This is a genomic window from Streptosporangium sandarakinum (assembly GCF_013409935.1).
Lineage (GTDB): Bacteria > Actinomycetota > Actinomycetes > Streptosporangiales > Streptosporangiaceae > Streptosporangium > Streptosporangium nondiastaticum.
In genome coordinates this window covers 257,876-276,673 of the sequence record NZ_JACCCO010000001.1, presented here as the reverse complement: position 1 = coordinate 276,673, position 18,798 = coordinate 257,876, and the positions used below count along the sequence as shown (strand labels likewise).

Sequence of the window (18,798 nt, the reverse complement as noted above, 5' to 3'; positions counted from 1 at the left end):
GCGCATCCGCCGATCGGACCGTCGCGGCATCGACCGGCCGTCGCGGCGCCGATCGACCTTTCGTCCGCTTTGTCGCCCGTTTCCAGATTTCGTGATCCGGTGATGTCACCTGGGGCGAATATCCGATTCATCTGTCTGGTTCGCGGTTCGGCTTCCGGAATCTTGTCCGGACCGGATGGTTCGGCAATCGCCATGCATGCGGAGAGTAATCAATCGGTGTCATAATGTGACCGTCGTGCATCCTTCAACGAAAGGAACGTCATGATCAGATCGGTGTTCAGGGCCGGAGCCGCGGCCCTCGCGACGACCGTCCTGCTCTGCGCCCCCGCGCCCGCCGGCGCGACCCCCCGGTCGGCCGCGGGCAACGACGTGTACCGCGACTGGTACTGGACCCACTCAGCCTGCGTGGCGGCCGGCCAGGGCGGGATAGACCGGGGCCACTGGGAGACCTACACCTGTTCCGAGGGCGACTGGCTCTGGCATCTGTGGACCAACCGCTGAACGGCTGACACCCCGGCCGGCCGCCCGCATGCCGCGCGGGCGCGGCGGCCGTCCGGGCCGGCCGTACCGTTCCGCCCCGCTCACATCGACCGGACGGATACGTGAGCCGGCGCGCCGCGGACGCCCGCGCCGTCCCGTCCACCCCGATAATCCGGTTGTCCGGCGGACACGCGGTTCGCCATCCTGCGGAGGATGAACGTCCCGTACCGGCAGATCCGAGCCTCCTTCACCGACGAAGCGATCACCGTCTACCAGGCCTACGATCCGGCCGTCGCGGCCCCGGCCGTCACCGCGCAACGCTTCGTCCCACCCTTCAAACGTGAGCGGATGACCTGGATCAAACCGTCCTTCCTGTGGATGATGTACCGCTGCGGCTGGGCCACGAAGCCGGGCCAGACCAGGGTCCTGGCCGTGGACATCACGCGCGAGGGGTTCGAGTGGGCGCTGGGACACTCCTGCCTCAGCCACCCCGACGCCGGGACGGACCGGACGGTGTGGAAGAAGCGCCTGCGGGAGAGCCCGGTCCGCATCCAGTGGGATCCGGAACGCGACCCGCACCACAACGCCCTGCCGTACCGGTCCATCCAGGTGGGCCTGTCCGGTGACGCCGCCGCCCGTTACGCCGACCGGTGGGTCCTCGGGATCACCGACCTGACCGACCGGGTCCATGACGTCCGGCAGGCGCTGCGCGACGGGAAGGACGTCACCGGCATGCTCCCTGCGGAGCGCCCGTACCCCCTGCCCCCCGAACTCGCCCGAGCCGTCGGCGCGAGCGTCACGCCGGATGCGGTCTGAGCCCGCACCGGCGTGGCCTGCCGGCGCGGCACGGCCAGGGTCTGCCTGATCCTGGGCCGGTGGCCGGGGCCGGATGTTCCGCCCGGCGTCAGTCGGCGAGGTAGCCGATGGAGTGGATCTCGTAGCCGGTGGCGGCCGAGCCGCGCGCGTGCATCACCATGGCGCCGCCCTCGTAGTAGTAGGCGCAGGCCTGTCCATGGGGCTCCGGCGTGCACCCCTGGAAGATGTGGCGGACGCCGCGCGGGTCGTACGCGGTCCGGAACAGCCTGCCGACCGCCGCGGTGGTGGCGACCTCCAGGCCGGCGTTCCGGTCGCCGCGCCGCCAGGCCGAGAAGAGATGCCGGGCTGCGGCCGAGGGCGTGGTGAGCAGCCGCGAGGTGTACACCCCGGTGACCTTCGAGCCGGAGACCACCATGAGGACGCCGTTGAGACCGCCCCGCACGCGCACGCTGGTGTGGACGAAGCGGCACGCGGTGCCCCGGCACCCGGCGAACTCGTCCGGGGCGCGGTAGCGGTAGGAGAAGATCGCGCGCACCGCGGACGGTGTGGCGACCCGGGCGGCGGCCCCGCGGTCGGCGCGCAGCCAGGCTCGGAACAGCTTCTTGGCCACGGCCGAGGGAGCGGGGGCCGTGGCGGTCACCGCCCCGGCGGCGGACACCGGCGCGTTGGCCGGGCTGGCCGGGGTGGTGCTCATGGTGGTGCTCGCGGCGGTGACGGCCCCGGTGCGCGCCGGGGAGCCGGCGGTGACGGCGCCGGCCGTACGGGCGGAGGCCGGGACGGCGGGGAGCAGCAGCGTGGCGCTCGCCGCGATCGCCGCGCCGCCGAGGATCAGTCGTCTGGACACGCCCCAAAGGTAGGAGCTCCAACTTGCACGTGGATTGAGGGTCACTTGCAGGTGCGCTCCGACGCGGACGGCCGGGCCCGGCGGCGATCCGGGCGGATCGGCGACTCCGGACGGCGCTCGGGAACGGCCGGGGCCGACGCTCCCCGGAAGGACCGAGCCGCCGTCGTCCACCGCGTCGGCGACCGTTCATCGGGTGGATTCGTCGCGCTGATGGAGGTGGAGGGGCGGCCGTCGCGGAAAATCGGCCTGTCCGGCAGGACTCCCCGGGTGATCACCGCTCCTGCCGGATGAATCACCTTCGCTCCATGCGGCTCCCGAAGGAGGGACATGGCCCTGAGGCTCTGGTACGCACGCCCGGCCGGGAACTGGATGGAGGCCCTGCCCGTCGGCAACGGCCGTATCGGGGCCATGGTGTTCGGCGGCCCGCGGCGGGAGCGCATCGCGCTCAACGTCGACACGCTGTGGTCGGGCGGGCCGCACGGGGCGGGGGTGAGCGGCGGGCCCGAGACCCTCGCGGAGATCCGCCGCCTCCTGCTCGACGAGGACGACCGCCGGGCGGCCGAGGACGCCGTACGGAGACTCCAGGGACCGGAGAGCGAGTCCTACCAGCCCCTCGGCGACCTCCTGCTGACCTGCGAACCCGGGGTCCGGGAGCCGGGCGGGGGAGATCCGCGGGGAGGCGGGCCGCGGGCGGGGGAGTACCGCCGGGAGCTCTACCTCGACCGCGCCGTCGCGGTCACCTTCGCCGGCGGCGTCACCACCGAGGTGTTCGTCTCGGCGCCCGACGGGCTCCTGCTGGTGCGGGTGACCTCCTCCGCGATCGGGTTACGGGCTGAGCTGCGCACCCCGCACGCGGAGGCCCGGACGGGCCACCCCGACGCGCGGACGCTGACGCTGACCGGCCGCGCGCCCGCCCACGTCGAGCCGCACCGGCCGGTCGCCGACCCCGTCGTCTACCGCGCCGGTGAGGGCATGCTCTTCGCGGTCGCCGTACGGGCGTGGGCCGACGGCGGAACGGTGCGCGCCGGAGGCGGGACGCTGACCGTGGAGAGGGCCGCCTCGCTCACCCTGGCGCTGGCCGCCGAGACCTCGTTCCGCGGCTGGGACCGGGAGCCGGGGGACGACCGGGCCGAGCCGCCGGAGCGGTGCCTGGCCACGATCGGCGCGGCGGAGCCGTACGGGGCCGACGAGCTGTTCGCGCGGCACGTCGCCGACCACGCCGAGCTGTTCTCGCGGGTGAGCCTGCGGCTCGGCGAGGCGCCGGAGAGGCGGCCGGAGGCGGGGGACGGCGCCCACGCGGCCCGTCCGGACGGCGGGCGGCCCACCGGTGAGCAGTCGACCGGCGAGCGGGTGGCAGGCGAACGGCCGACCGACGAGCGGGTGGCCGCGGTCCGCGCCGGCGCCGACGACCCCGGGCTCGCCGCGCTGATGTTCGCCTACGGCCGCTACCTCCTGATCGCCTCCTCCCGGCCCGGCACGCAGGCCCCCAACCTCCAGGGCATCTGGAACGAGGACGTGCGGCCCCCTGGAGCTGCGACTACACCACCAACGTCAACGTCCAGATGAACCACTGGCCCGCCGAGACCACGAACCTGCCCGAGTGCCACCTGCCGCCGGCCGACCTGGTGGAGGAGCTGGCCTCCTCCGGCGCGCGCACCGCCCGCGAGGTCTACGGCGGTGACGGCTGGGTCGCGCACCACAACGTGGACATCTGGCGGGCGAGCTGGGCGATGCCCGGTGAGGCGATGTGGTCGATGTGGCCGATGGCGGGGGCCTGGCTGGTCAGGCATCTGGCCGAGCACGCCGACTTCGCCGACGACGACGGCTTCCGCATGACGCGGGCGTGGCGGAGGCGCTGCTGCAGAGCCACACCGGGACGCTGCGCCTCCTGCCCGCCCTCCCGCCGGGCTGGCCGGCGGGCGCGGTGACGGGTCTGCGTGCCCGGGCCCGGTCATCGTGGACCTCGAATGGTCGGGCGGCCTGCTCAGGCGGGCCTCCTTCACCGCCGGACGCGACCGCGTCGTCACCCTGGCCCCGCCCCCGGGCGTGACGGGACCGGACGAGCTGCGGCTGACGGCCGGCGAGCCCCGGGTCGTGACGTTCGACCCGGCCTGACCGCCGGAGGACCCGGCCCGGTCCGGCCCCGGCGTCCCCGCGCACCGTGCCCTCCGGCGCCTCGGGGGACGGCGGGGACGCCGGCCCGGGCGGTCACGCCGCCGAGCAGGTGGGGACCGGCGCGGTGTTCACGCCGTTCCACGAGGCCAGGAAGCCGAAGGTGGTCGAGGCGCCCGCGGCGAGGGAACCGTTCCAGGAGAGGTTCCGTACGGTCACCGCGGAGCCGCTCGCGGACGACTCGCCGTTCCAGACCTGGGTGATCCGCTGGCCGTCGGCGAAGGTCCACCGCACCGTCCAGGAGCGGATCGCGGCGGTTCCGGTGTTCCTGACCGTGACCTCGCCCTGGAAGCCGCCCGCCCACTGGTTGGTGTTCCTGAAGGTGGCCGAGCAGCCGCCCACCGGAGCGGTGGGAGTGGCGGTGGGGGTCGGAGTGACCGTGGGGGTGGGGCTCGGGTGGGCGCCGTCCAGCGGGCCGGTGAGCGCCGGGTACCGCCGGTCGGACATCTTCCGGTCGCCCGCCGCGTTCGGGTGCACGCCGTCGTAGGTGTCGGTGGCCGTGTCGAACCCCGTCCACTGGTCCACGACGACGATCGGAGACCGCGCGGTGGAGGTGGCCGCAGCCCAGGCGGGGACGGCGTTGTTGAAGTTCACCGCCCGCTGCCCGCATTCGGCGCAGGTGGACGGGTTCATCGGGATGATCTTGGCGACCAGGATCCTCATGTCGGGGTTGGCGGCCCGTATCTGGCCCACCAGCTTGGTGAACGCCCGCAGCACCGAGGCCGCGGGCGGGCGGTCGACGAAGGTGACGTCGGTGTGCCAGCGGTCGACCTTCTGGTCTCCGGTGTAGTCGAGGTCGAGGATGTGGGTGTTGCCGTCCAGGGACGGCACGGTCGGGTGGGCGGCGGTCGGCTCGCCGAGCAGCCGGGCGAACGCCGTCTGGCCCTGCTCGTCGAGGTGGTCCTGGCCGCGGAAGAAGATCACCTTGTGGGTGAGCAGGGCCAGACGGATCCCGGCGACGACCTCGCCGGGCAGGTCGCCGCCGAGCCGTACGCCGGAGACCTCGGCGCCGGCGCGGCGTACGACCCCGAGGGCGTGGGCGGCCCGCCCGTCGCGGCCCGGCGCCTCCGACACGGGAGGCCGCCTCTCCCGCCGCGCGGGCCGCCTCCCGTAGGCTCCACGGGAGATCCCGCGAGGAGCGTCGGCATGAGCGCAGTGAACACCGTCCGCGGCCCCGTCGAGGCGGATGACCTGGGCCGCACCTACATGCACGAGCACATCTTCGTGCTCACCGCGGACGTCCAGCGCAACTACCCGGGAGAGTGGGGGGAGGAGGACCGGCGGGTCGCCGACGCCGTGGACAGGCTGCGGGCACTGGCCGCGCAGGGGGTGCGGACCATCGTCGATCCCACCGTCGTGGGCCTCGGGCGCGACGTCCACCGCGTCCGGCGCATCGCCGAGCGGGTGCCCGAGCTCAACATCGTCATGGCGACCGGGCTCTACACCTACGACAGCGTCCCGTTCTTCTTCCACCACCGGGGACCTGCCCTCAACGAGGCGCTGGGCGCCGACGTGCCCGACCCGATGGTCGAGATGTTCCACACCGACGTCACCGAGGGCATCTCCGGCACCGGCGTGCGGGCCGGGATGCTCAAGTGCGCGATCGACCGGCAGGGCCTGACGCCCGGCGTGGAGCGCGTGATGCGCGCCGTCGCCCGCGTCCACCACCTGACCGGGGTCCCCGTCACCGTGCACACCCACCCGGAGACGCGGACCGGCCTGGACGTCAGGCGGGTGATGTGCGAGGAGGAGGGAGTGGACCCGGGCAGGATCGTGCTCGGCCACAGCGGGGACACCACCGACTGCGACCACCTCGCCGAGCTCGCCGGCGCCGGCTTCGTGCTCGGCATGGACCGCTTCGGCCTCAACCTCGGCACCACCTTCGAGGCCCGCGCCGACACCGTCGTGGAGATGTGCCGGCGCGGCCACGCCGCCGCCATGGTCCTGTCGCAGGACGCCGCCTGCTACATCGACTGGATCGACCCGGACGTGATGGCGTTCCTGCCGCAGTGGCACTACCTGCACCTGGGCCAGGAGGTGCTCCCCTACCTGCGCCGGAACGGGGTCACCGACGAGCAGCTCACCACCATGCTGGTGGACACCCCGCGCCGCGTCCTGTCCCCGGTGCCCCCGGCCGCCCCGTGAGCCGTCCGGGGCGGCGCCCCGGCCTTCCCGCCGCGCCTCACCGGATCCTCGGGGAGGATGGCGGGATGTCGCATATCGGGACTTCGACCGCTGACATGGCGCCCGGCACCGTGCGGACCCTCGACGAGACGGCCCTGGTGCGCGCCTGCCGGGAGGGCCGGACCGTCCGGGCCCGGGACGGCGGGAGGCTCGTCGTCGAGGCCCGGCTGGTGCGCGAGCTGTGCCGGCGGGGACGCGAGGAGATCGACCCGCGAGGACTGACCGTCGAGGGCGCCAGGATCACCGGGGACCTCGACCTGAGCGGGATGGAGGTCCCCTTCCCGCTGCGCTTCACCGGTTGCACGTTCGACCGGCCCGTCGATCTGGACGGCGCCGACCTGCACCTGCTGGCACTCGACGGCTGCGCGGTGCCCGGCCTGCGGGCCAACGGGCTGCGGGTCCGCCGGGACCTGGATCTGTCCAGATCGCGCGTCACCGGCGACCTGCAGACCACGGCCAGCACCTCCCGCAGCGCGGCCGTGTGGCTGTGCGAGTCGGAGATCGGCGGACGCCTGCTCTGCCTCGACACGGTCGTCGAGTCCTCGGACCGGGCGATCCAGGCCGACCGGATGCGGGTCGGCGGGACGGTCCGGCTGCTGCACGGTTTCGAGGCGCGCGGCGGGCTGCGGCTGCTGGGGGTGCAGGTGGCGGGCTCGCTGGACCTGACCGGCGCCCGGCTGACCCACCCGGACCGGGGACTGGCGCTGGACCTGGGGGACGCGCAGATCGGCGGCAGCGTCTTCCTCATCGACGACCAGACGGGTCGCCGTCCGCTGGTCCGCGGCTGCGTCAACCTCGGCAACGCCCGGATCTCCGGGCGGCTCCTGATCCGCCATGCCGCCTTCGAACCCGCCGAGATGATCAGGGGCGCCGGGTACGCCAGCGGGCGCGACGGGGGAGACGCGATCAGCGCCCCGGGACTCTTCGTCGGCGGTGAGTTGAGCGTCGAGGGTGAGTGCGGGATCGGCGGCGGCGTGGATCTCGCGATGGGCTCCTTCGGCGCCATCCGGATCCACCGCGGGAGCTCGTTCACCGTCGGCGGTGGGCGCGCCCTCGACCTGACCAACGCCGAACTGCGCTCCGGCCTGCTCATCGAGGCGGGTACGGCGGTCGAGGGCACGCTGCGGCTGGCCGGGGCGCGCATCAGGGGCGACCTGGTCGTCAGGGGCACCCGGTGGAGCCGGCCGGAGAAGGACACGCTCATTGCGGCCCAGGGTGTCGTCGTCGACGGCGTGGTCGACCTGCGTGACGTCGAGACCGACGGTGGCAAGGTGAGGTTCCGCTCCGCGACCCTCGGCGATCTTCTGGACGCCCACGGCGCCCGGCTGCGCAACCCGGGCGGTGAGGCGCTCGCGCTGCAGCAGGCGCTGGTCCGCGGGCCGGTGCTGCTGGGCGGCGGATTCGCCGCCGAGGGTCGGGTGACGCTGAATCGGTGCGCGGTGGAGGGCCGGCTCGACTGCGACGGCGGCACGTTCGCCGGAGGGCTGGACGCGGTCTCGGCCGCGGTGCGCAGCGGCATGCGGCTGCGCTGGGCCGAGATCCCGCCGCGGGTGGACCTGACCGGCGCGTCCACCACGGTACTCTCGGACGACCCTGCCCGGTGGCCGCGGGACTCGGCGATCTCCGGTTTCGTCTACGACCGGTTCGACGGCGCGTGGGACTGGCGGGCCCGCCGCGACTGGCTGCGCGCGATCGTCCCTTTCGACGCCGGTCCCTACGAGCAGGCGGCCAGGGTGTTCCGTCAGCACGGCCGTCCGGTGGAGGCCGAGAACCTGCTCATCGAGCAGCGGCGACAGGCCCGGAAGGTGTTCCCGCCGGGCGGACGCTCGCCGCGCCGGTGGATCAGGAACGCCCGTGACCTGCTCTACGGCCTCACCGTCGGCTACGGTTACCGGCCGGGCCGGGTGCTGTGGATGCTGGGCGCCCTGCTCGCCCTGGTGGGCGTCATGACGATGATTCCCGCCGTCCAGCAGACCCTCCGGGCCACGGACCCGCGCGGGAACGTCTACGCGGTGGACGGCCGGCTGGTCACCGTCGACGACGTGTCGGCGCCCGGGGACGGCACCGCGACCGCGGCGCGGCGCGGCGCCCGCCCGGGGCCGTGCGGGGACGGGCAGGTGCGCTGCTTCGACCCGCTGTTCTACACCGTCGACACCGTCATCCCGCTCGTCTCGCTGGGTCAGCGCGCGACGTGGTACCCGGAGACGCGCAGTTCGGCGGGGCGCTGGGTCTCGGCGTCGCTGAACGTCGCCGGCCTGCTGGGCTGGCTGCTGTCGACGGTGGTGGTGCTCTCCTTCGCCCGGCTCGCCCGCCCGGCCTGAGACCGCCGCCGGTGCTTCCCGCCCCCGTCCGCCCGGCCCGGGGCGGTCGCCGGCACTCTCACCCCGGCACGGACGCCGCCAGGCGTCGTACCTCCGGGTGGTCGGGGCCGAGGGTGAGGCGTTTGACGCGCAGGGCGTCCCGCCGGCGCCGCGCCGCCTCGTCGGCGCGGCCCCGGAGGGCGTCCAGGCGCGCCAGGTTCACCTGGCACACCGCCACCTCGTAGTGGTCGTCGCCCAGGTGCTCGCGGAGGATGCCATCGGCCCGGCGCAGCGCGTCCTCCGCCTCGTCGAGGTCGCCCCGCTCGGTCAGCAGCGCGCCCAGCACGGTGAGGTCGGCGGCGACCTGGACGTGCCGGGGGCCCAGCACCGCCCGCCGGATGCCGATCGCGGCCCGGATGTGCCGCTCCCCGCCGTCCTCGCGCCGGGCGTGTGCGAGTCCGGCGAGGTTGTGCAGCGCGTCGGCCCGCGTCAGCGGGTCACCGCCGTGCCGCTCCAGCAGGGCCAGCGCCTCCCGGTAGAAGACCTCCGCCTCGCCGTGCCGTCCGGTCTCCTTGCACAGCACCCCGAGGGCCAGGCGCACCGCCACGAGCCGCCGCCGGTCGGCCTCGCCGGCCGCGCCGGTCAGTTCCTCCGCGCGGCGCAGGTACGCCTCGGCCCGGCCGTACCGTGCCAGCCTGCGCTCGACGTCGCCCAGCAGGACCAGCGCGTCGACGAGCGGCCCGTCACGCCCCGGGCCCGGCGGCGCGGCCGACAGCGGACCCGCCGCCCGCAGGGCGCACTCGCGCGCCGGCCGGTAGCGGATGAGCCCGTGCCACAGTGACGCGAGCTCCACCATGAGCGCCGGATGCCCGGCGGGATCCATCCGGTGCGCGACCTCCTCCGCCCGCCGCGCCCACCGCTCGCCCTCGGCGTACCAGCCGCGCCGCAGGCAGTGGGCGCCCCGGAGGACGTGCCGCCGGACCACGCGGGCCCGGCGGCGGCCCAGGAGACCGTCAGTCCTCGGCAAGGGACGGCTCGCAGTGGTTGGCGATGCGGATGCCGGCCTCCGCCACATCACTCGTCATGGCCAGCAGGAACGGTACGGCCAGCACCGTGGCCGCCATCCGGATACGTCTGATCACTCGCATGACTGCTCCTCGTCGTCCGGGAATGTCCTCCTCACGGTGGCCGCGGGAACTTGTGACCCGGTTGGAAACGACTGACCCGCCCGCTCCGCGGTCCCCGCTGTCGCCGGTGGCCCGGCGGCGCCCCCGCGACCGTCACCGGGACCCGGCTGCCCGCCGGCGCGGGACGCGGGGGAGCCAGGGAGCCGCCGTGCCCCGCGGCCTGCGGCGACGTACGATCGACCAATGACCGAAATGACCGAAACAACGCCCGGCTGGCTCTCCCCCGAGGAACTGGAGCTGACGCGCGCGCGGATGCCGATCCTCTACGTCGACGCCGTGCCCGTGCGCGTCGACGACACCGGGGTGGTCACGCACGTCGGCCTGCTGCTGCGCATCGGATCGGACGGGACGGTCAGCCGCGCCCTGGTGTCCGGGCGGGTCCTCCACCACGAGCGGGTCCGCGACGCGCTGCTGCGCCACCTGGAGAAGGACCTCGGCCCGGTGGCGCTGCCCCGCGTCCCGCCCTCGCCGCAGCCGTTCACCATCGCCGAGTACTTCCCGACCGAGGGCGTCACGCCCTACCACGACCCCCGCCAGCACGCGGTGTCCATGGCATACATCGTCCCGGTCGCCGGGGACTGCCGTCCCCGCCAGGACGCCCTCGACCTGGTCTGGTTCACCCCGCAGGAGGCGGCGTCGCCGATGGTGCAGCAGGAGATGGCCGGCGGCCAGGGCGTCCTGCTGAAGCAGGCGCTGGCGCACGTCGGCTGCCTCACCTGACGTCCCCGGGCGACGCGGCCGCGCACCCGGCCCGCGCCGGGCGGGCGGGGCCGACTTGATAGGTAGGATATTTCCTACCTATAGTGGGCGCGTGACCGACACACGCGCCGGGTCCGCCCGGCCAGGCGGCGGCGCGTCGGCGGACGCCGCGGACATGGCCGGGGACCGGGTCTTCGCGGCGCTGGCCAGCCCGGTGCGCCGGGAGGTGCTGCGGCTGCTGTGCGAGGAGGGCCCCCAGCCCGTCCAGCGGATCGCCGGCCGCTTCGACATGGCCCGCCCCAGCCTCTCCGAGCACCTGAGGGTGTTGCGGGAGGCCGGGCTGGTCAGCGAACGAAAGGTGGGCCGGCAGCGGCTCTACCGGCTGGAGGCGGTCCCGCTGCACGAGGTGCGGGAGTGGCTGAACCCGTTCGAGCGGTTCTGGCGCGAGAAGCTCACCGGGCTGCGCGACCTGCTCGACGACCTGGACGAATCCTGACCGTCCCGACCGTCCCCGCCCGGGGCGGCGGGCTTCCCCCCGGAGGCACCGATGACCGGCGATGACCTGACCGTCCTCCACCTCGACCAGTTCCTGCCGCACCCGCCGGCCAAGGTGTGGCGGGCGCTGACCGAGCCGGAGCTGATCGCCAGATGGCTGATGCCCGGCGACTTCCGGCTGGAGGTCGGGCACCGCTACACCATGCGCGGCGTCGCGATGCCCGGAACAGGATTCTCCGGCGTCGTCCAGGCCGAGGTGCTGGCCTTCACCCCCGGGCGGATGCTCCGCCTCGGCTGGCGCGACGCCGACCCCGGAGACGGAGCCGGCGTCGACTGGACGGTCACCTGGACCCTGGAACCGGAGGGCACGGGCACCCGGCTGTTCCTGGCGCACGAGGGTTTCGACCCGGACGATCCCCTCCAGCGGCGGGCCCACACGATCATGGGCGGCGGCTGGCGGTCCCGCGTCGTGCCCGCCCTGGCGGACGTCCTGGACCGCCTCCCTTTCCCGGACGACCGAAGGAGCCTCCCGGATGACCTGGGCGCGGATCTCGCGGCCGGACGGCCGGGGCATACGAAAGGATGACGATGTCCGACATCGCGGAGAGATACGGCCGGCTCGCGGACGGCTTCCTGGCCCGGATCGAGGCGACGCCCGGCGACAGATGGGACGCCGTCAGCCCCTGCCAGGGGTGGACGGCCCGCGACGTCGTCGCGCACGTCGTCAACGGGCACCGCGGGATCGTCGCGGCGGTGCGCGGCACCCGCCCGGAACCGGCGCACGGCGTGGGCGTCTCCGGCATGGCCGGCGCCCCGGAGGTGGCCCCGGACGCCGACCTGGCCGCCGCCTTCGCCGAGTGCCGGGCGGGCGTGCTCGCCGTACTCGCTGATCCGGATCTGGCCGCCGCGGGCTTCCGCGCCCCCATCGGCGCCGTCACCGTGGCGGAGGCGGTCGACGTGATCGGCGCCCTGGAACTGCTCGTGCACACCTGGGATCTGGCCCGCGCCGTCGGCGGGGACGAGACCCTGGACGCCGAGGCCGTCGTCCGGACCTACGAGGCGCTGCGTCCCCACTACGCCGCGCTGCAGGCCACCGGCGCCTTCTCCCCGGCGGTCGAACCTCCGGCCGGCGCCGACCCGCGGACGAGGTTCCTCTGCTTCGCGGGCCGCCGCCCCTGACGGAGGGCGCCTCGCCGCTCCCGCCCCAGCCGCCGTGCTCTGCGCAAAACGCGTTGAACAGGCGGTACGCGCACAACCATGATGAAGCTCATGGACCTCGGCTTCTCTCTGCCCGCCTTCGTCCTCGCCGTGGTGCTGATCTCCGCCTCGCCGGGCCCGGCGATGGCGCTGATCCTGCGTCGCGCGGCCCTGCGTGGCTTCTCCGGCGCGGTGCCCACGGTGCTGGGCCTGGAGGTCGGCCTGTACCTGTGGGCGTTGCTCGCCGCCGCCGGGCTCGCAGCCCTGGTGGCCGCCTCGGAGGTGGCCTTCCTCGTCCTGCGCGTGGTGGGCGCGGCCTTCCTGCTGTACCTCGGGATCAAGACCTGGCGTTCGGCGTGGCGCGACCGCGGGACGGACGGGGCGGCCGAGGAGGTCGCGGCCGGGGAACCGAAGCGCGGCTCGGCGCTGACCTGGTGGAGGGCGTTCGGCGAGGGATCGGTGGTGATGCTGGCCAACCCGAAGGCCGCCGCCTTCATGATCGCGTTCTATCCGCAGTTCGTACCGGCCGACCGGCCGCTGTTCGCCACGACCGCGCTGCTCGCCGTGCTCCAGGTGGCCATCGAGACCGTTCTGTATCTGGCGCTGGCGGCCGCGGTCGGGCGGGCCGGCGCGTGGTTCCGCCGCCCGGTGATCCGGCGTCGGCTGGACGCGGTCAGCGGCACGGTCCTCGTCGCCCTGGGCCTGCGCGTGGCCGCCGAGAGCCGCTGACGCGCCGGAGCCGGTCAGGTGGCGAAGCGGCGCAGGAGCCGTTCCGCCTCGGCGAACCCGGCGACCACCTCGGCGGCGGTCCGCCGCCGGCGCACCATCCCCACCGCCTGGCCCGCGTAGACGTAGGCGGTGTCGTAGTCGCCGGACCGGCGGGCCGCCTCCAGTTCGGCGCGCGCCTCCTCGTCCGAGGCGAGCTCCTCCTCCCGGCCCGCCCACCGGTCGAAGAACGCGTTGCGCAGCGCGCGCCCGCCGTACTCCGGCGGCCAGGCGAGCCGCTGGACGACGTCGAAGACCCGGCCGTAGGCGGTGTCGGTCTCCCCGGCCGCCAGCACCCGCCCGGTGGCCGCGTCCGGGAGCGCCGTCTCGACGCAGCCCATGAACGCCGTGCCCACCCAGGCGCCGGCGGCGCCCGCGGCGAGCACGGCGGCCAGCCCGCGGGCGGTCGCGACGCCTCCCGCGGCGAGGACCGGGATCCGAACCTCATCCAGGACGCTCTGCAGCAGGGGCAGGGTCGCCACATCGCCACGCCCGTGCCCGCCCGCCTCGGAGCCCCGCGCCACCACGGCGTCCACCCCGGCCCGCTCGGCGGCACGCGCCTCGTCGGTGGTGCCCGCCTGGGTGACCACGGTGATCCCGGCCCGCCGCAGCCGCTCGACGGGACCGGCGTACGGGCCGAAGCTCACCGACACCAGGCTCGGCCGGGCGTCGAGGACGGCGTCGAGCCGGGCGGGGTCGCCGTCCAGCGTCCAGGCCAGGAGCCCGATCCCGTACGGCCGGCCGTCCCCGCCCGCGATCGCGGCCTGCTCGGCGATCCACTCGGCCGTCGCGGCGGAGGGGACGCCGATCATGCCCAGCGCCCCGGCCGCCGACACGGCCGCGGCCAGGCGCCCCGCGCCCACGCCGGCCATCGGCGCGCCCACCACGGGCACCCCGATCCCGAACCGCTCGGTCAGCCAGGTACGCATCGCAGCTCCTCTCTCCGCCGCCCGCGCGTTCCGCGTCTCTCACCCGCCGTGCGCCCGGCCGTCCGCCGTCCCTCGTCGTTCCGACGAGCATGCCATCCCGGCCCCGGAGGGCGGGCGAGGGGTTCAGTCCTCGATGGTGATGCCCATCGCGCCGGCCAGGGCGCGGACGAGTCCCTGGGCGTCCCGGTCGCTGACGGTGGCGCCCGCGAAGGCGGTCACGCCGCCGATCCCCGGCAGTGCGCAGTCGGTGAACCGGGCGCCCTCCATCCGGGCGCCGGAGAACTGGGCCCTCGTCAGGTCGCAGCGCTCGAACCGGACTCCCCGCAGGTCGGCGTTCTGGAAGGTGGCCTCGGGCATGACGCAGTCGCGGAAGACGACGTTCTTGAAGGACGAGAAGCGGAAACCCGCCAGATCGGCGCGGCAGCCGTCGAACGTCACCTCCCGGAAGACGCACTCGGTCCACGCCATGCCGGTCAGCCGGCTCGCCGACACCCGCACCCGGTGCAGCGACGACATCTCGGCCCGCATGTTCGACAGGTCGCACCGCTCCAGCTCAACGTCGGTGAAACCGGTCCGGCGCGCCCGCGCGCCCGACAGGCTCGCGCCGGCGAAGCGGCACTCCTCGAAGTCGACGGCGTCCAGCCCCCGGGACGACAGGCCCGCGTCCCCGAACCCGGCCGACCGGTAGGTGCCGTCGTCCTCGACGTCGTCTCCCGACAGCACGACCAGGGCGGACGGCGCGGGCAGCCGGGGCGGGGCCGGCTCCCTGGGCGGCTTCGGCGCGGACCGGGCGGATGAGGGCATGCGGCGGAGCCTAGCCCGGCCGGGTCCCGGCCGGAAACCGGCGAGGCCGCGACGCCGGCCCCTCAGGGGGCGGGGACCGCCGACGGATCGGGCCGGGGCCGGGGCGGACGGCCGTGGGGGCCGCCCCCGGAGCCCGTACGGCGGGCCGTGCCTGTCAGGTGCCGCGGTCCGGTCCGTGATCTTGCGAAGATCACGAAGGGGTGTAAGCCTGGTGCGCCGGTCCCCGTACCGAGGAGGCATTCATGACCGAACCCGACCCGATCACCACCGCGGACCTGTGGGATCTGAAGACCGATCCGGCGCGCCTGGACATCCTGGCCGGCACGTGGCGCGGCCTCGGCGCCGAAGTGGGCAGCGCGGAGGGTCTGATCAACGACGCCGCGCACGCGGTGTTCTCCAAGGAGAACTGGACGGGCGACACCGCCGCCTCGTTCAACGACCATCGCAAGAGGCTCACCGCCGACGTGGAGCGGTTCGGCCGGTGGGCCGCCAACGTCGCCGACCTTCTCTCCTACACCGCCACGGTGCTGCGTGTGCAGCAGGGGCTCCTCGACGACGAGCGCAGAAAGCTCAGCGCGGTGCCCATGGTCACCGGCCTCGACAGCCTGACCTTCCGCCCGCGCGACGCCGGACAGGCGAGCCTGGTCACCGGCGCGATCAGCGTGGCGCAGGAGATCCGCGACCGGGTGGACGAAGTGCTGGCGGAGAAGAAGCGCGACATGAACTTCTACGAGAACCAGTTCGAGCTGATTGCCAAGGAATGGAAGCCGCGCACGCTGCGCCTGCTCAACCTCAACATCGGCCAGGGCGCCGGCAACTCACCCGGCGACTCGAGCGGCACCGACTCCGGTGACATCCCCGGCATCGCCCAGGTGATCGCCGACCAGGACGCGGACGTCGCCACCATCCAGGAGGTCTTCCGGCATAACACCTTCGACCTGGAGGAGGAGCTGGAGGAGCGGACCGGCGACAACTGGGAGGTCAGGTTCGAGGAGGCGAGCAAGAAGTACCACGCGAGCGATGACTGGCCCATCATCGGAGACGTCATCAACGCGCCGTTCGGCAACGCCGTGCTCGTCCGCGAGGGCGACGTCATCGAGGGGGCCGGCGACAACGAGAAGGTGAAGCTGGACGTCGACGGCGGCAGCATCACGGTGCCCGCCAACGAGCCCGGCGCGGGCGACAGGCGGATCGACGACGGCGAGGGTCGATCCGCGGCCGGGACGGAGGTGCGGATCAGGCCCCGGTGACGCCGCCTACCAGTTGGGGACGTCCACGTCGACCCGCTGCGCGTCATGGTCGGAGGTGGCCCCGTCGACCAGGACGGGCTGCCCGCTCAGATCGAAGGCCGGCGACCCCGCGACATGGTCGATGCGGGTGCCGGAGGGAGACGTGCCGACGACCCTGCCGGTCTCGTCGGCCGCGCCCGAGTAGACCGTGTACCCCTCGTTCTTGAAGTCGTGGATCGCGTCGCCGGAGGAGTTGTTCTTCGGGTTGTCCCCGTTGTGCGTCACGACGTTGAGGTCGGCGCCCAGCAGCGACGGTCCGCGGTTCATGGCCTCGTGGAGTCTGTCGATCTGGCCGGTGCGGACGAAGTCGTCGTACCCGTGCAGGCCGTGGCTGTGCACGTGAGCGCTGTAGACGTCGAAGGACTTGTTCGCCCCGGCGAACAGCCGGTCGGCGATCTCGTCGTCCAGCTCCCTGAACGCCTTGATGACCTTGTGGAGCCTGCCCTCGTCGGAATGGAGCACGCCGATGAGGATCTCCGCCAAGCCGTCGGCCGACGCCTGCAGATCGGCGTGCGCGGAACCGGCGGAGACGGCCCCGCTCGTGCCCCCGAACGCGTTGGAACCTGGAACGCTGGGCACGGGGACGTAGGTCACGGCTCCGGGACCCTCGGAGAGGGCCGCCCGTCCCCGCGTGATGGACCTGTGGGCCTCGCCCACCTTCCCGGCCAGCTTGCCGACCGCGTCGAAGTCCATGCTCGCTTCACTGCTCATGGTCGGACAGCGTAGAACAAATGATCATCCTGGCGCGATGGGCCGCGGGGCACGCCGTCCACGCCGGCCGAAGTAAGATCGTTCACGGTTGTCGTTGGGACGAAGGGGGCACCGGATGACCGAGGTGTTGCGCTTCGATCGGTCGTCGCTGGTCGGTGCCGGTCAGGGCCTGCTGGATGCCGCGGCCGACTTCGAGCGGCGCACCGGTGGCCTGCTGGCGACCGTGCGCGGCACGGGGGACACGGCGTGGGGCGGAACCCCCACCGGGGCGGCGATGGACAGGCTCGGCGACCTGCTCGACGACGTCTGCCGTCTGTTGCACTCCCACCTCCACCAGACCGGCGACGGCGTCCGCGCCATGGCCGACGATCTCCTCCTGGCGGAGGCCGACTCCGCCGCCGCCGTGCAGAGCCCCGGCTCCGCCGCGGTGCAGAGCCCCGGCGTACCCCGCGCCGGCCGGCCGGTCCGACCGGCCTGAGGCTCACATGGCACTGACCCTGTCCCCGGACCTGCAGGCCCCGTTCGGTCTGCTCGGCGTGCGCTGGCCGCCGGAGGACGAAGACCATATCCGCGCCTGCGGGGCGGCCCTGCGCGCGTGCGCCGTCGCCCTCGACGACCAGACGATCCCGGCGGCGCACGGGGCCGTCGGCCACGCGGCCCGGAACAACGCCGGCGACCACATCGACGCGCTGGCCGGCCATTGGGCCGACTACCACGCCGACGACGCGCGATCCGGCCACCTGCAGAGCCTCGCCGTCTCCCTGCACGCCCTGGCGGACGGCTGTGACCTGTTCGCCCGGATCATCGAGATCGTCAAGGCCGTCCTGATATTCCTGGCGACCTACGTCCTGCTCGCCCTGATCTGGGCGGCGTCCATGGCCGTCATCTCCGGCGGGCTCGCCGCGCTCCAGGCGCGCGGCTTCGTCATGATGCTGCGGACGTTCGCCAGGAAGGCCGTGGCGACGCTGCGCGGCAGGCTGGAGCGATACTTCGGCGGCAGGCTGATCCGTGCCGTGGAGACCCGCCTGCGCCGCATCCTGCACGCCAAGCCCCCGTCGTTCCCGGTCCGCCCGGCGGTCTCGCCGCTGCGTCGCGTGTACGGGGTCAAGGGCCTGGCCGCCTCGTCCGCGGGCGTGACCTGGCTGGTGGAGGGGCAGCCGGAGAGCCGCCCGCGCCCGCCCCTGGACAGTCCCGAGGAGGGCCCGCGCAATGGCCGGTACGACCTCGGGCCGCCCCGGGACCCGGGCATCCCCTACGACGATCCCTGGCCGTACGACCCGGACGCCGAACCCTCGCTCGGTGACCAGGCGGCCTGGCACAAGTGGCGGGCGCTGCAACTCGCCGAGGAGGCGACGCCGGGGTTCGACGAGGCGGCCGCCACCTTCAAGCACTACCTGGAGGGCAACGGCGGCGACTACCGCATCGACTACGACAAGGCGTACCGCGACGACAAGCTGATCCGCGACGCCGTGGACGCGGAGATCCGCCGTGCCCAGGAGAACGTCGAGCGCATCCACCGGGAGACCGGACGGCGGGACTTCCAGATGACCGGCGAGCCGGCGGCGATCAAGCAGACGGAGACCAAGAACTGGGAGTTCGCGCTGGGCCGCCACTCCATCTGGGGCAGCGCGGACGTCCGGATCGACGGTGACCAGGCCACCATGGACATCACCGTTCACGCCTACGACCGCTACAACTTCAACCGCGAGGACAAGTGGATCAACCAGGAGAACGGCCGGTTCGAGACCCTCGGCTGGGCTCGGTCCTATGACACGCACGGGTCCTTGAAACGAAGGGTCACCTGGACCCTGTCCTGACGGTGAGGGCGTGGGCGGACGTCTTCGGTGAGGTCCGGCTCCCGCTCTGACCGGTCGCGGCGCCCTCGACCGGGTCTGCCGGCCCCGTCCCGTCGCCCTCCGCCGGGAA

20 protein-coding genes and 2 pseudogenes are annotated in these 18,798 nt (G+C 73.9%); 15 read left to right on the top strand and 7 right to left on the bottom strand.

Going from position 1 to position 18,798, the window contains the following annotated elements; all coding sequences use genetic code 11:
* The first annotated feature begins 261 nt into the window (after positions 1 to 261).
* The gene (locus tag HDA43_RS01340; RefSeq protein WP_179817910.1) at positions 262 to 501 is read left to right on the top strand and encodes a hypothetical protein; all 240 of its coding nucleotides are present in this window, start codon (positions 262 to 264) and stop codon (positions 499 to 501) included.
* A gap of 192 nt (positions 502 to 693) precedes the next feature.
* The gene (locus tag HDA43_RS01335; protein WP_179817909.1) at positions 694 to 1,296 is read left to right on the top strand and encodes a DUF4291 domain-containing protein; all 603 of its coding nucleotides are present in this window, start codon (positions 694 to 696) and stop codon (positions 1,294 to 1,296) included.
* An 88-nt stretch (positions 1,297 to 1,384) separates the two neighbouring features.
* Here the strand turns inward: HDA43_RS01335 and HDA43_RS01330 are convergent, their stop codons facing one another.
* Positions 1,385 to 2,140: a hypothetical protein gene (locus HDA43_RS01330; protein WP_179817908.1), complete on the bottom strand. Its 756-nt coding sequence runs from the start codon at positions 2,138 to 2,140 to the stop codon at positions 1,385 to 1,387.
* A gap of 327 nt (positions 2,141 to 2,467) precedes the next feature.
* On the opposite strand from HDA43_RS01330, the pseudogene HDA43_RS01325 reads away from it, so the two are divergent.
* The 3 genes and pseudogenes from HDA43_RS01325 to HDA43_RS01315 all read left to right on the top strand — a co-directional run.
* Positions 2,468 to 3,927: pseudogene (locus HDA43_RS01325) on the top strand (glycoside hydrolase family 95 protein); the annotation flags it as partial.
* A pseudogene (locus HDA43_RS36605) lies at positions 3,888 to 4,049 on the top strand (hypothetical protein); the annotation flags it as partial. The pseudogenes HDA43_RS01325 and HDA43_RS36605, both read left to right, overlap by 40 nt.
* A 47-nt stretch (positions 4,050 to 4,096) precedes the next feature.
* A complete protein-coding gene (locus HDA43_RS01315; RefSeq protein WP_179817905.1) occupies positions 4,097 to 4,255 on the top strand; it encodes a hypothetical protein in 159 nt (52 codons plus the stop codon).
* 93 nt (positions 4,256 to 4,348) lie between these two features.
* Here the strand turns inward: HDA43_RS01315 and HDA43_RS01310 are convergent, their stop codons facing one another.
* Positions 4,349 to 5,386, bottom strand: a complete 1,038-nt coding sequence (locus HDA43_RS01310; RefSeq protein WP_312872889.1) for a cellulose binding domain-containing protein — start codon at positions 5,384 to 5,386, stop codon at positions 4,349 to 4,351.
* Positions 5,387 to 5,458: 72 nt separating this feature from the next.
* On the opposite strand from HDA43_RS01310, the gene HDA43_RS01300 reads away from it, so the two are divergent.
* Together HDA43_RS01300 and HDA43_RS01295 are read left to right on the top strand one after the other, a co-directional pair.
* A complete protein-coding gene (locus tag HDA43_RS01300; RefSeq protein ID WP_179817904.1) occupies positions 5,459 to 6,457 on the top strand; it encodes a phosphotriesterase family protein in 999 nt (332 codons plus the stop codon).
* A 65-nt stretch (positions 6,458 to 6,522) separates the two neighbouring features.
* Positions 6,523 to 8,817 (top strand): hypothetical protein, encoded by a 2,295-nt coding sequence (locus HDA43_RS01295; protein WP_179817903.1) that lies wholly within the window; start codon positions 6,523 to 6,525, stop codon positions 8,815 to 8,817.
* 58 nt (positions 8,818 to 8,875) lie between these two features.
* Here HDA43_RS01295 and HDA43_RS01290 read toward each other — a convergent pair whose 3' ends face one another.
* Entirely contained in the window at positions 8,876 to 9,823 is a 948-nt protein-coding gene (locus HDA43_RS01290) for a tetratricopeptide repeat protein (protein WP_179817902.1), read from the bottom strand.
* Positions 9,810 to 9,944: a hypothetical protein gene (locus HDA43_RS35685; RefSeq protein ID WP_281395006.1), complete on the bottom strand. Its 135-nt coding sequence runs from the start codon at positions 9,942 to 9,944 to the stop codon at positions 9,810 to 9,812. Before HDA43_RS35685 ends, HDA43_RS01290 begins: the two co-directional genes overlap by 14 nt.
* 222 nt (positions 9,945 to 10,166) lie before the next feature.
* Here HDA43_RS35685 and HDA43_RS01285 point away from each other — a divergent pair, with 222 nt between their 5' ends.
* From HDA43_RS01285 to HDA43_RS01265, 5 genes are all read left to right on the top strand, one after another.
* Complete coding sequence (locus HDA43_RS01285) at positions 10,167 to 10,703, top strand: NUDIX hydrolase family protein (protein ID WP_179817901.1); 537 nt, start codon at positions 10,167 to 10,169, stop codon at positions 10,701 to 10,703.
* Positions 10,704 to 10,794: 91 nt separating this feature from the next.
* Positions 10,795 to 11,178: an ArsR/SmtB family transcription factor gene (locus HDA43_RS01280; protein WP_312872887.1), complete on the top strand. Its 384-nt coding sequence runs from the start codon at positions 10,795 to 10,797 to the stop codon at positions 11,176 to 11,178.
* A gap of 51 nt (positions 11,179 to 11,229) precedes the next feature.
* The gene (locus HDA43_RS01275; RefSeq protein WP_179817900.1) at positions 11,230 to 11,763 is read left to right on the top strand and encodes an SRPBCC family protein; all 534 of its coding nucleotides are present in this window, start codon (positions 11,230 to 11,232) and stop codon (positions 11,761 to 11,763) included.
* 2 nt (positions 11,764 to 11,765) lie between these two features.
* Positions 11,766 to 12,356: a TIGR03086 family metal-binding protein gene (locus HDA43_RS01270; protein WP_179817899.1), complete on the top strand. Its 591-nt coding sequence runs from the start codon at positions 11,766 to 11,768 to the stop codon at positions 12,354 to 12,356.
* 78 nt (positions 12,357 to 12,434) lie between these two features.
* A complete protein-coding gene (locus HDA43_RS01265; RefSeq protein WP_246423880.1) occupies positions 12,435 to 13,103 on the top strand; it encodes a LysE family translocator in 669 nt (222 codons plus the stop codon).
* A 14-nt stretch (positions 13,104 to 13,117) separates the two neighbouring features.
* Here the strand turns inward: HDA43_RS01265 and HDA43_RS01260 are convergent, their stop codons facing one another.
* On the bottom strand, positions 13,118 to 14,068 hold the full coding sequence (locus HDA43_RS01260; RefSeq protein ID WP_179817898.1) for an NAD(P)H-dependent flavin oxidoreductase: 951 nt from the start codon (positions 14,066 to 14,068) through the stop codon (positions 13,118 to 13,120).
* A gap of 123 nt (positions 14,069 to 14,191) precedes the next feature.
* A complete protein-coding gene (locus HDA43_RS01255) occupies positions 14,192 to 14,872 on the bottom strand; it encodes a pentapeptide repeat-containing protein (RefSeq protein WP_179817897.1) in 681 nt (226 codons plus the stop codon).
* Positions 14,873 to 15,114: 242 nt separating this feature from the next.
* Between HDA43_RS01255 and HDA43_RS01250 the strand changes: the two genes are divergently transcribed.
* Positions 15,115 to 16,122, top strand: a complete 1,008-nt coding sequence (locus HDA43_RS01250; RefSeq protein WP_179817896.1) for an endonuclease/exonuclease/phosphatase family protein — start codon at positions 15,115 to 15,117, stop codon at positions 16,120 to 16,122.
* Positions 16,123 to 16,128: 6 nt separating this feature from the next.
* Here HDA43_RS01250 and HDA43_RS01245 read toward each other — a convergent pair whose 3' ends face one another.
* Positions 16,129 to 16,872 (bottom strand): endonuclease/exonuclease/phosphatase family protein, encoded by a 744-nt coding sequence (locus HDA43_RS01245; RefSeq protein WP_179817895.1) that lies wholly within the window; start codon positions 16,870 to 16,872, stop codon positions 16,129 to 16,131.
* Positions 16,873 to 16,987: 115 nt separating this feature from the next.
* Here HDA43_RS01245 and HDA43_RS01240 point away from each other — a divergent pair, with 115 nt between their 5' ends.
* Both HDA43_RS01240 and HDA43_RS01235 read left to right on the top strand, forming a co-directional pair.
* On the top strand, positions 16,988 to 17,350 hold the full coding sequence (locus HDA43_RS01240) for a hypothetical protein (RefSeq protein ID WP_179817894.1): 363 nt from the start codon (positions 16,988 to 16,990) through the stop codon (positions 17,348 to 17,350).
* Positions 17,351 to 17,357: 7 nt separating this feature from the next.
* Complete coding sequence (locus HDA43_RS01235) at positions 17,358 to 18,689, top strand: WXG100-like domain-containing protein (protein WP_179817893.1); 1,332 nt, start codon at positions 17,358 to 17,360, stop codon at positions 18,687 to 18,689.
* The last annotated feature ends 109 nt before the right edge of the window (positions 18,690 to 18,798 follow it).

Coding starts and splice junctions, on each gene's coding strand:
- HDA43_RS01340 (WP_179817910.1), top strand. CDS start 262: ATGATCAGATCGGTGTTCAGGGCCGGAGCCGCGGCCCTCGCGACGACC.
- HDA43_RS01335 (WP_179817909.1), top strand. CDS start 694: ATGAACGTCCCGTACCGGCAGATCCGAGCCTCCTTCACCGACGAAGCG.
- HDA43_RS01300 (WP_179817904.1), top strand. CDS start 5,459: ATGAGCGCAGTGAACACCGTCCGCGGCCCCGTCGAGGCGGATGACCTG.
- HDA43_RS01295 (WP_179817903.1), top strand. CDS start 6,523: ATGTCGCATATCGGGACTTCGACCGCTGACATGGCGCCCGGCACCGTG.
- HDA43_RS35685 (WP_281395006.1), bottom strand. CDS start 9,944: ATGCGAGTGATCAGACGTATCCGGATGGCGGCCACGGTGCTGGCCGTA.
- HDA43_RS01285 (WP_179817901.1), top strand. CDS start 10,167: ATGACCGAAATGACCGAAACAACGCCCGGCTGGCTCTCCCCCGAGGAA.
- HDA43_RS01275 (WP_179817900.1), top strand. CDS start 11,230: ATGACCGGCGATGACCTGACCGTCCTCCACCTCGACCAGTTCCTGCCG.
- HDA43_RS01270 (WP_179817899.1), top strand. CDS start 11,766: ATGTCCGACATCGCGGAGAGATACGGCCGGCTCGCGGACGGCTTCCTG.
- HDA43_RS01265 (WP_246423880.1), top strand. CDS start 12,435: ATGATGAAGCTCATGGACCTCGGCTTCTCTCTGCCCGCCTTCGTCCTC.
- HDA43_RS01260 (WP_179817898.1), bottom strand. CDS start 14,068: ATGCGTACCTGGCTGACCGAGCGGTTCGGGATCGGGGTGCCCGTGGTG.
- HDA43_RS01255 (WP_179817897.1), bottom strand. CDS start 14,872: ATGCCCTCATCCGCCCGGTCCGCGCCGAAGCCGCCCAGGGAGCCGGCC.
- HDA43_RS01250 (WP_179817896.1), top strand. CDS start 15,115: ATGACCGAACCCGACCCGATCACCACCGCGGACCTGTGGGATCTGAAG.
- HDA43_RS01245 (WP_179817895.1), bottom strand. CDS start 16,872: ATGAGCAGTGAAGCGAGCATGGACTTCGACGCGGTCGGCAAGCTGGCC.
- HDA43_RS01240 (WP_179817894.1), top strand. CDS start 16,988: ATGACCGAGGTGTTGCGCTTCGATCGGTCGTCGCTGGTCGGTGCCGGT.
- HDA43_RS01235 (WP_179817893.1), top strand. CDS start 17,358: ATGGCACTGACCCTGTCCCCGGACCTGCAGGCCCCGTTCGGTCTGCTC.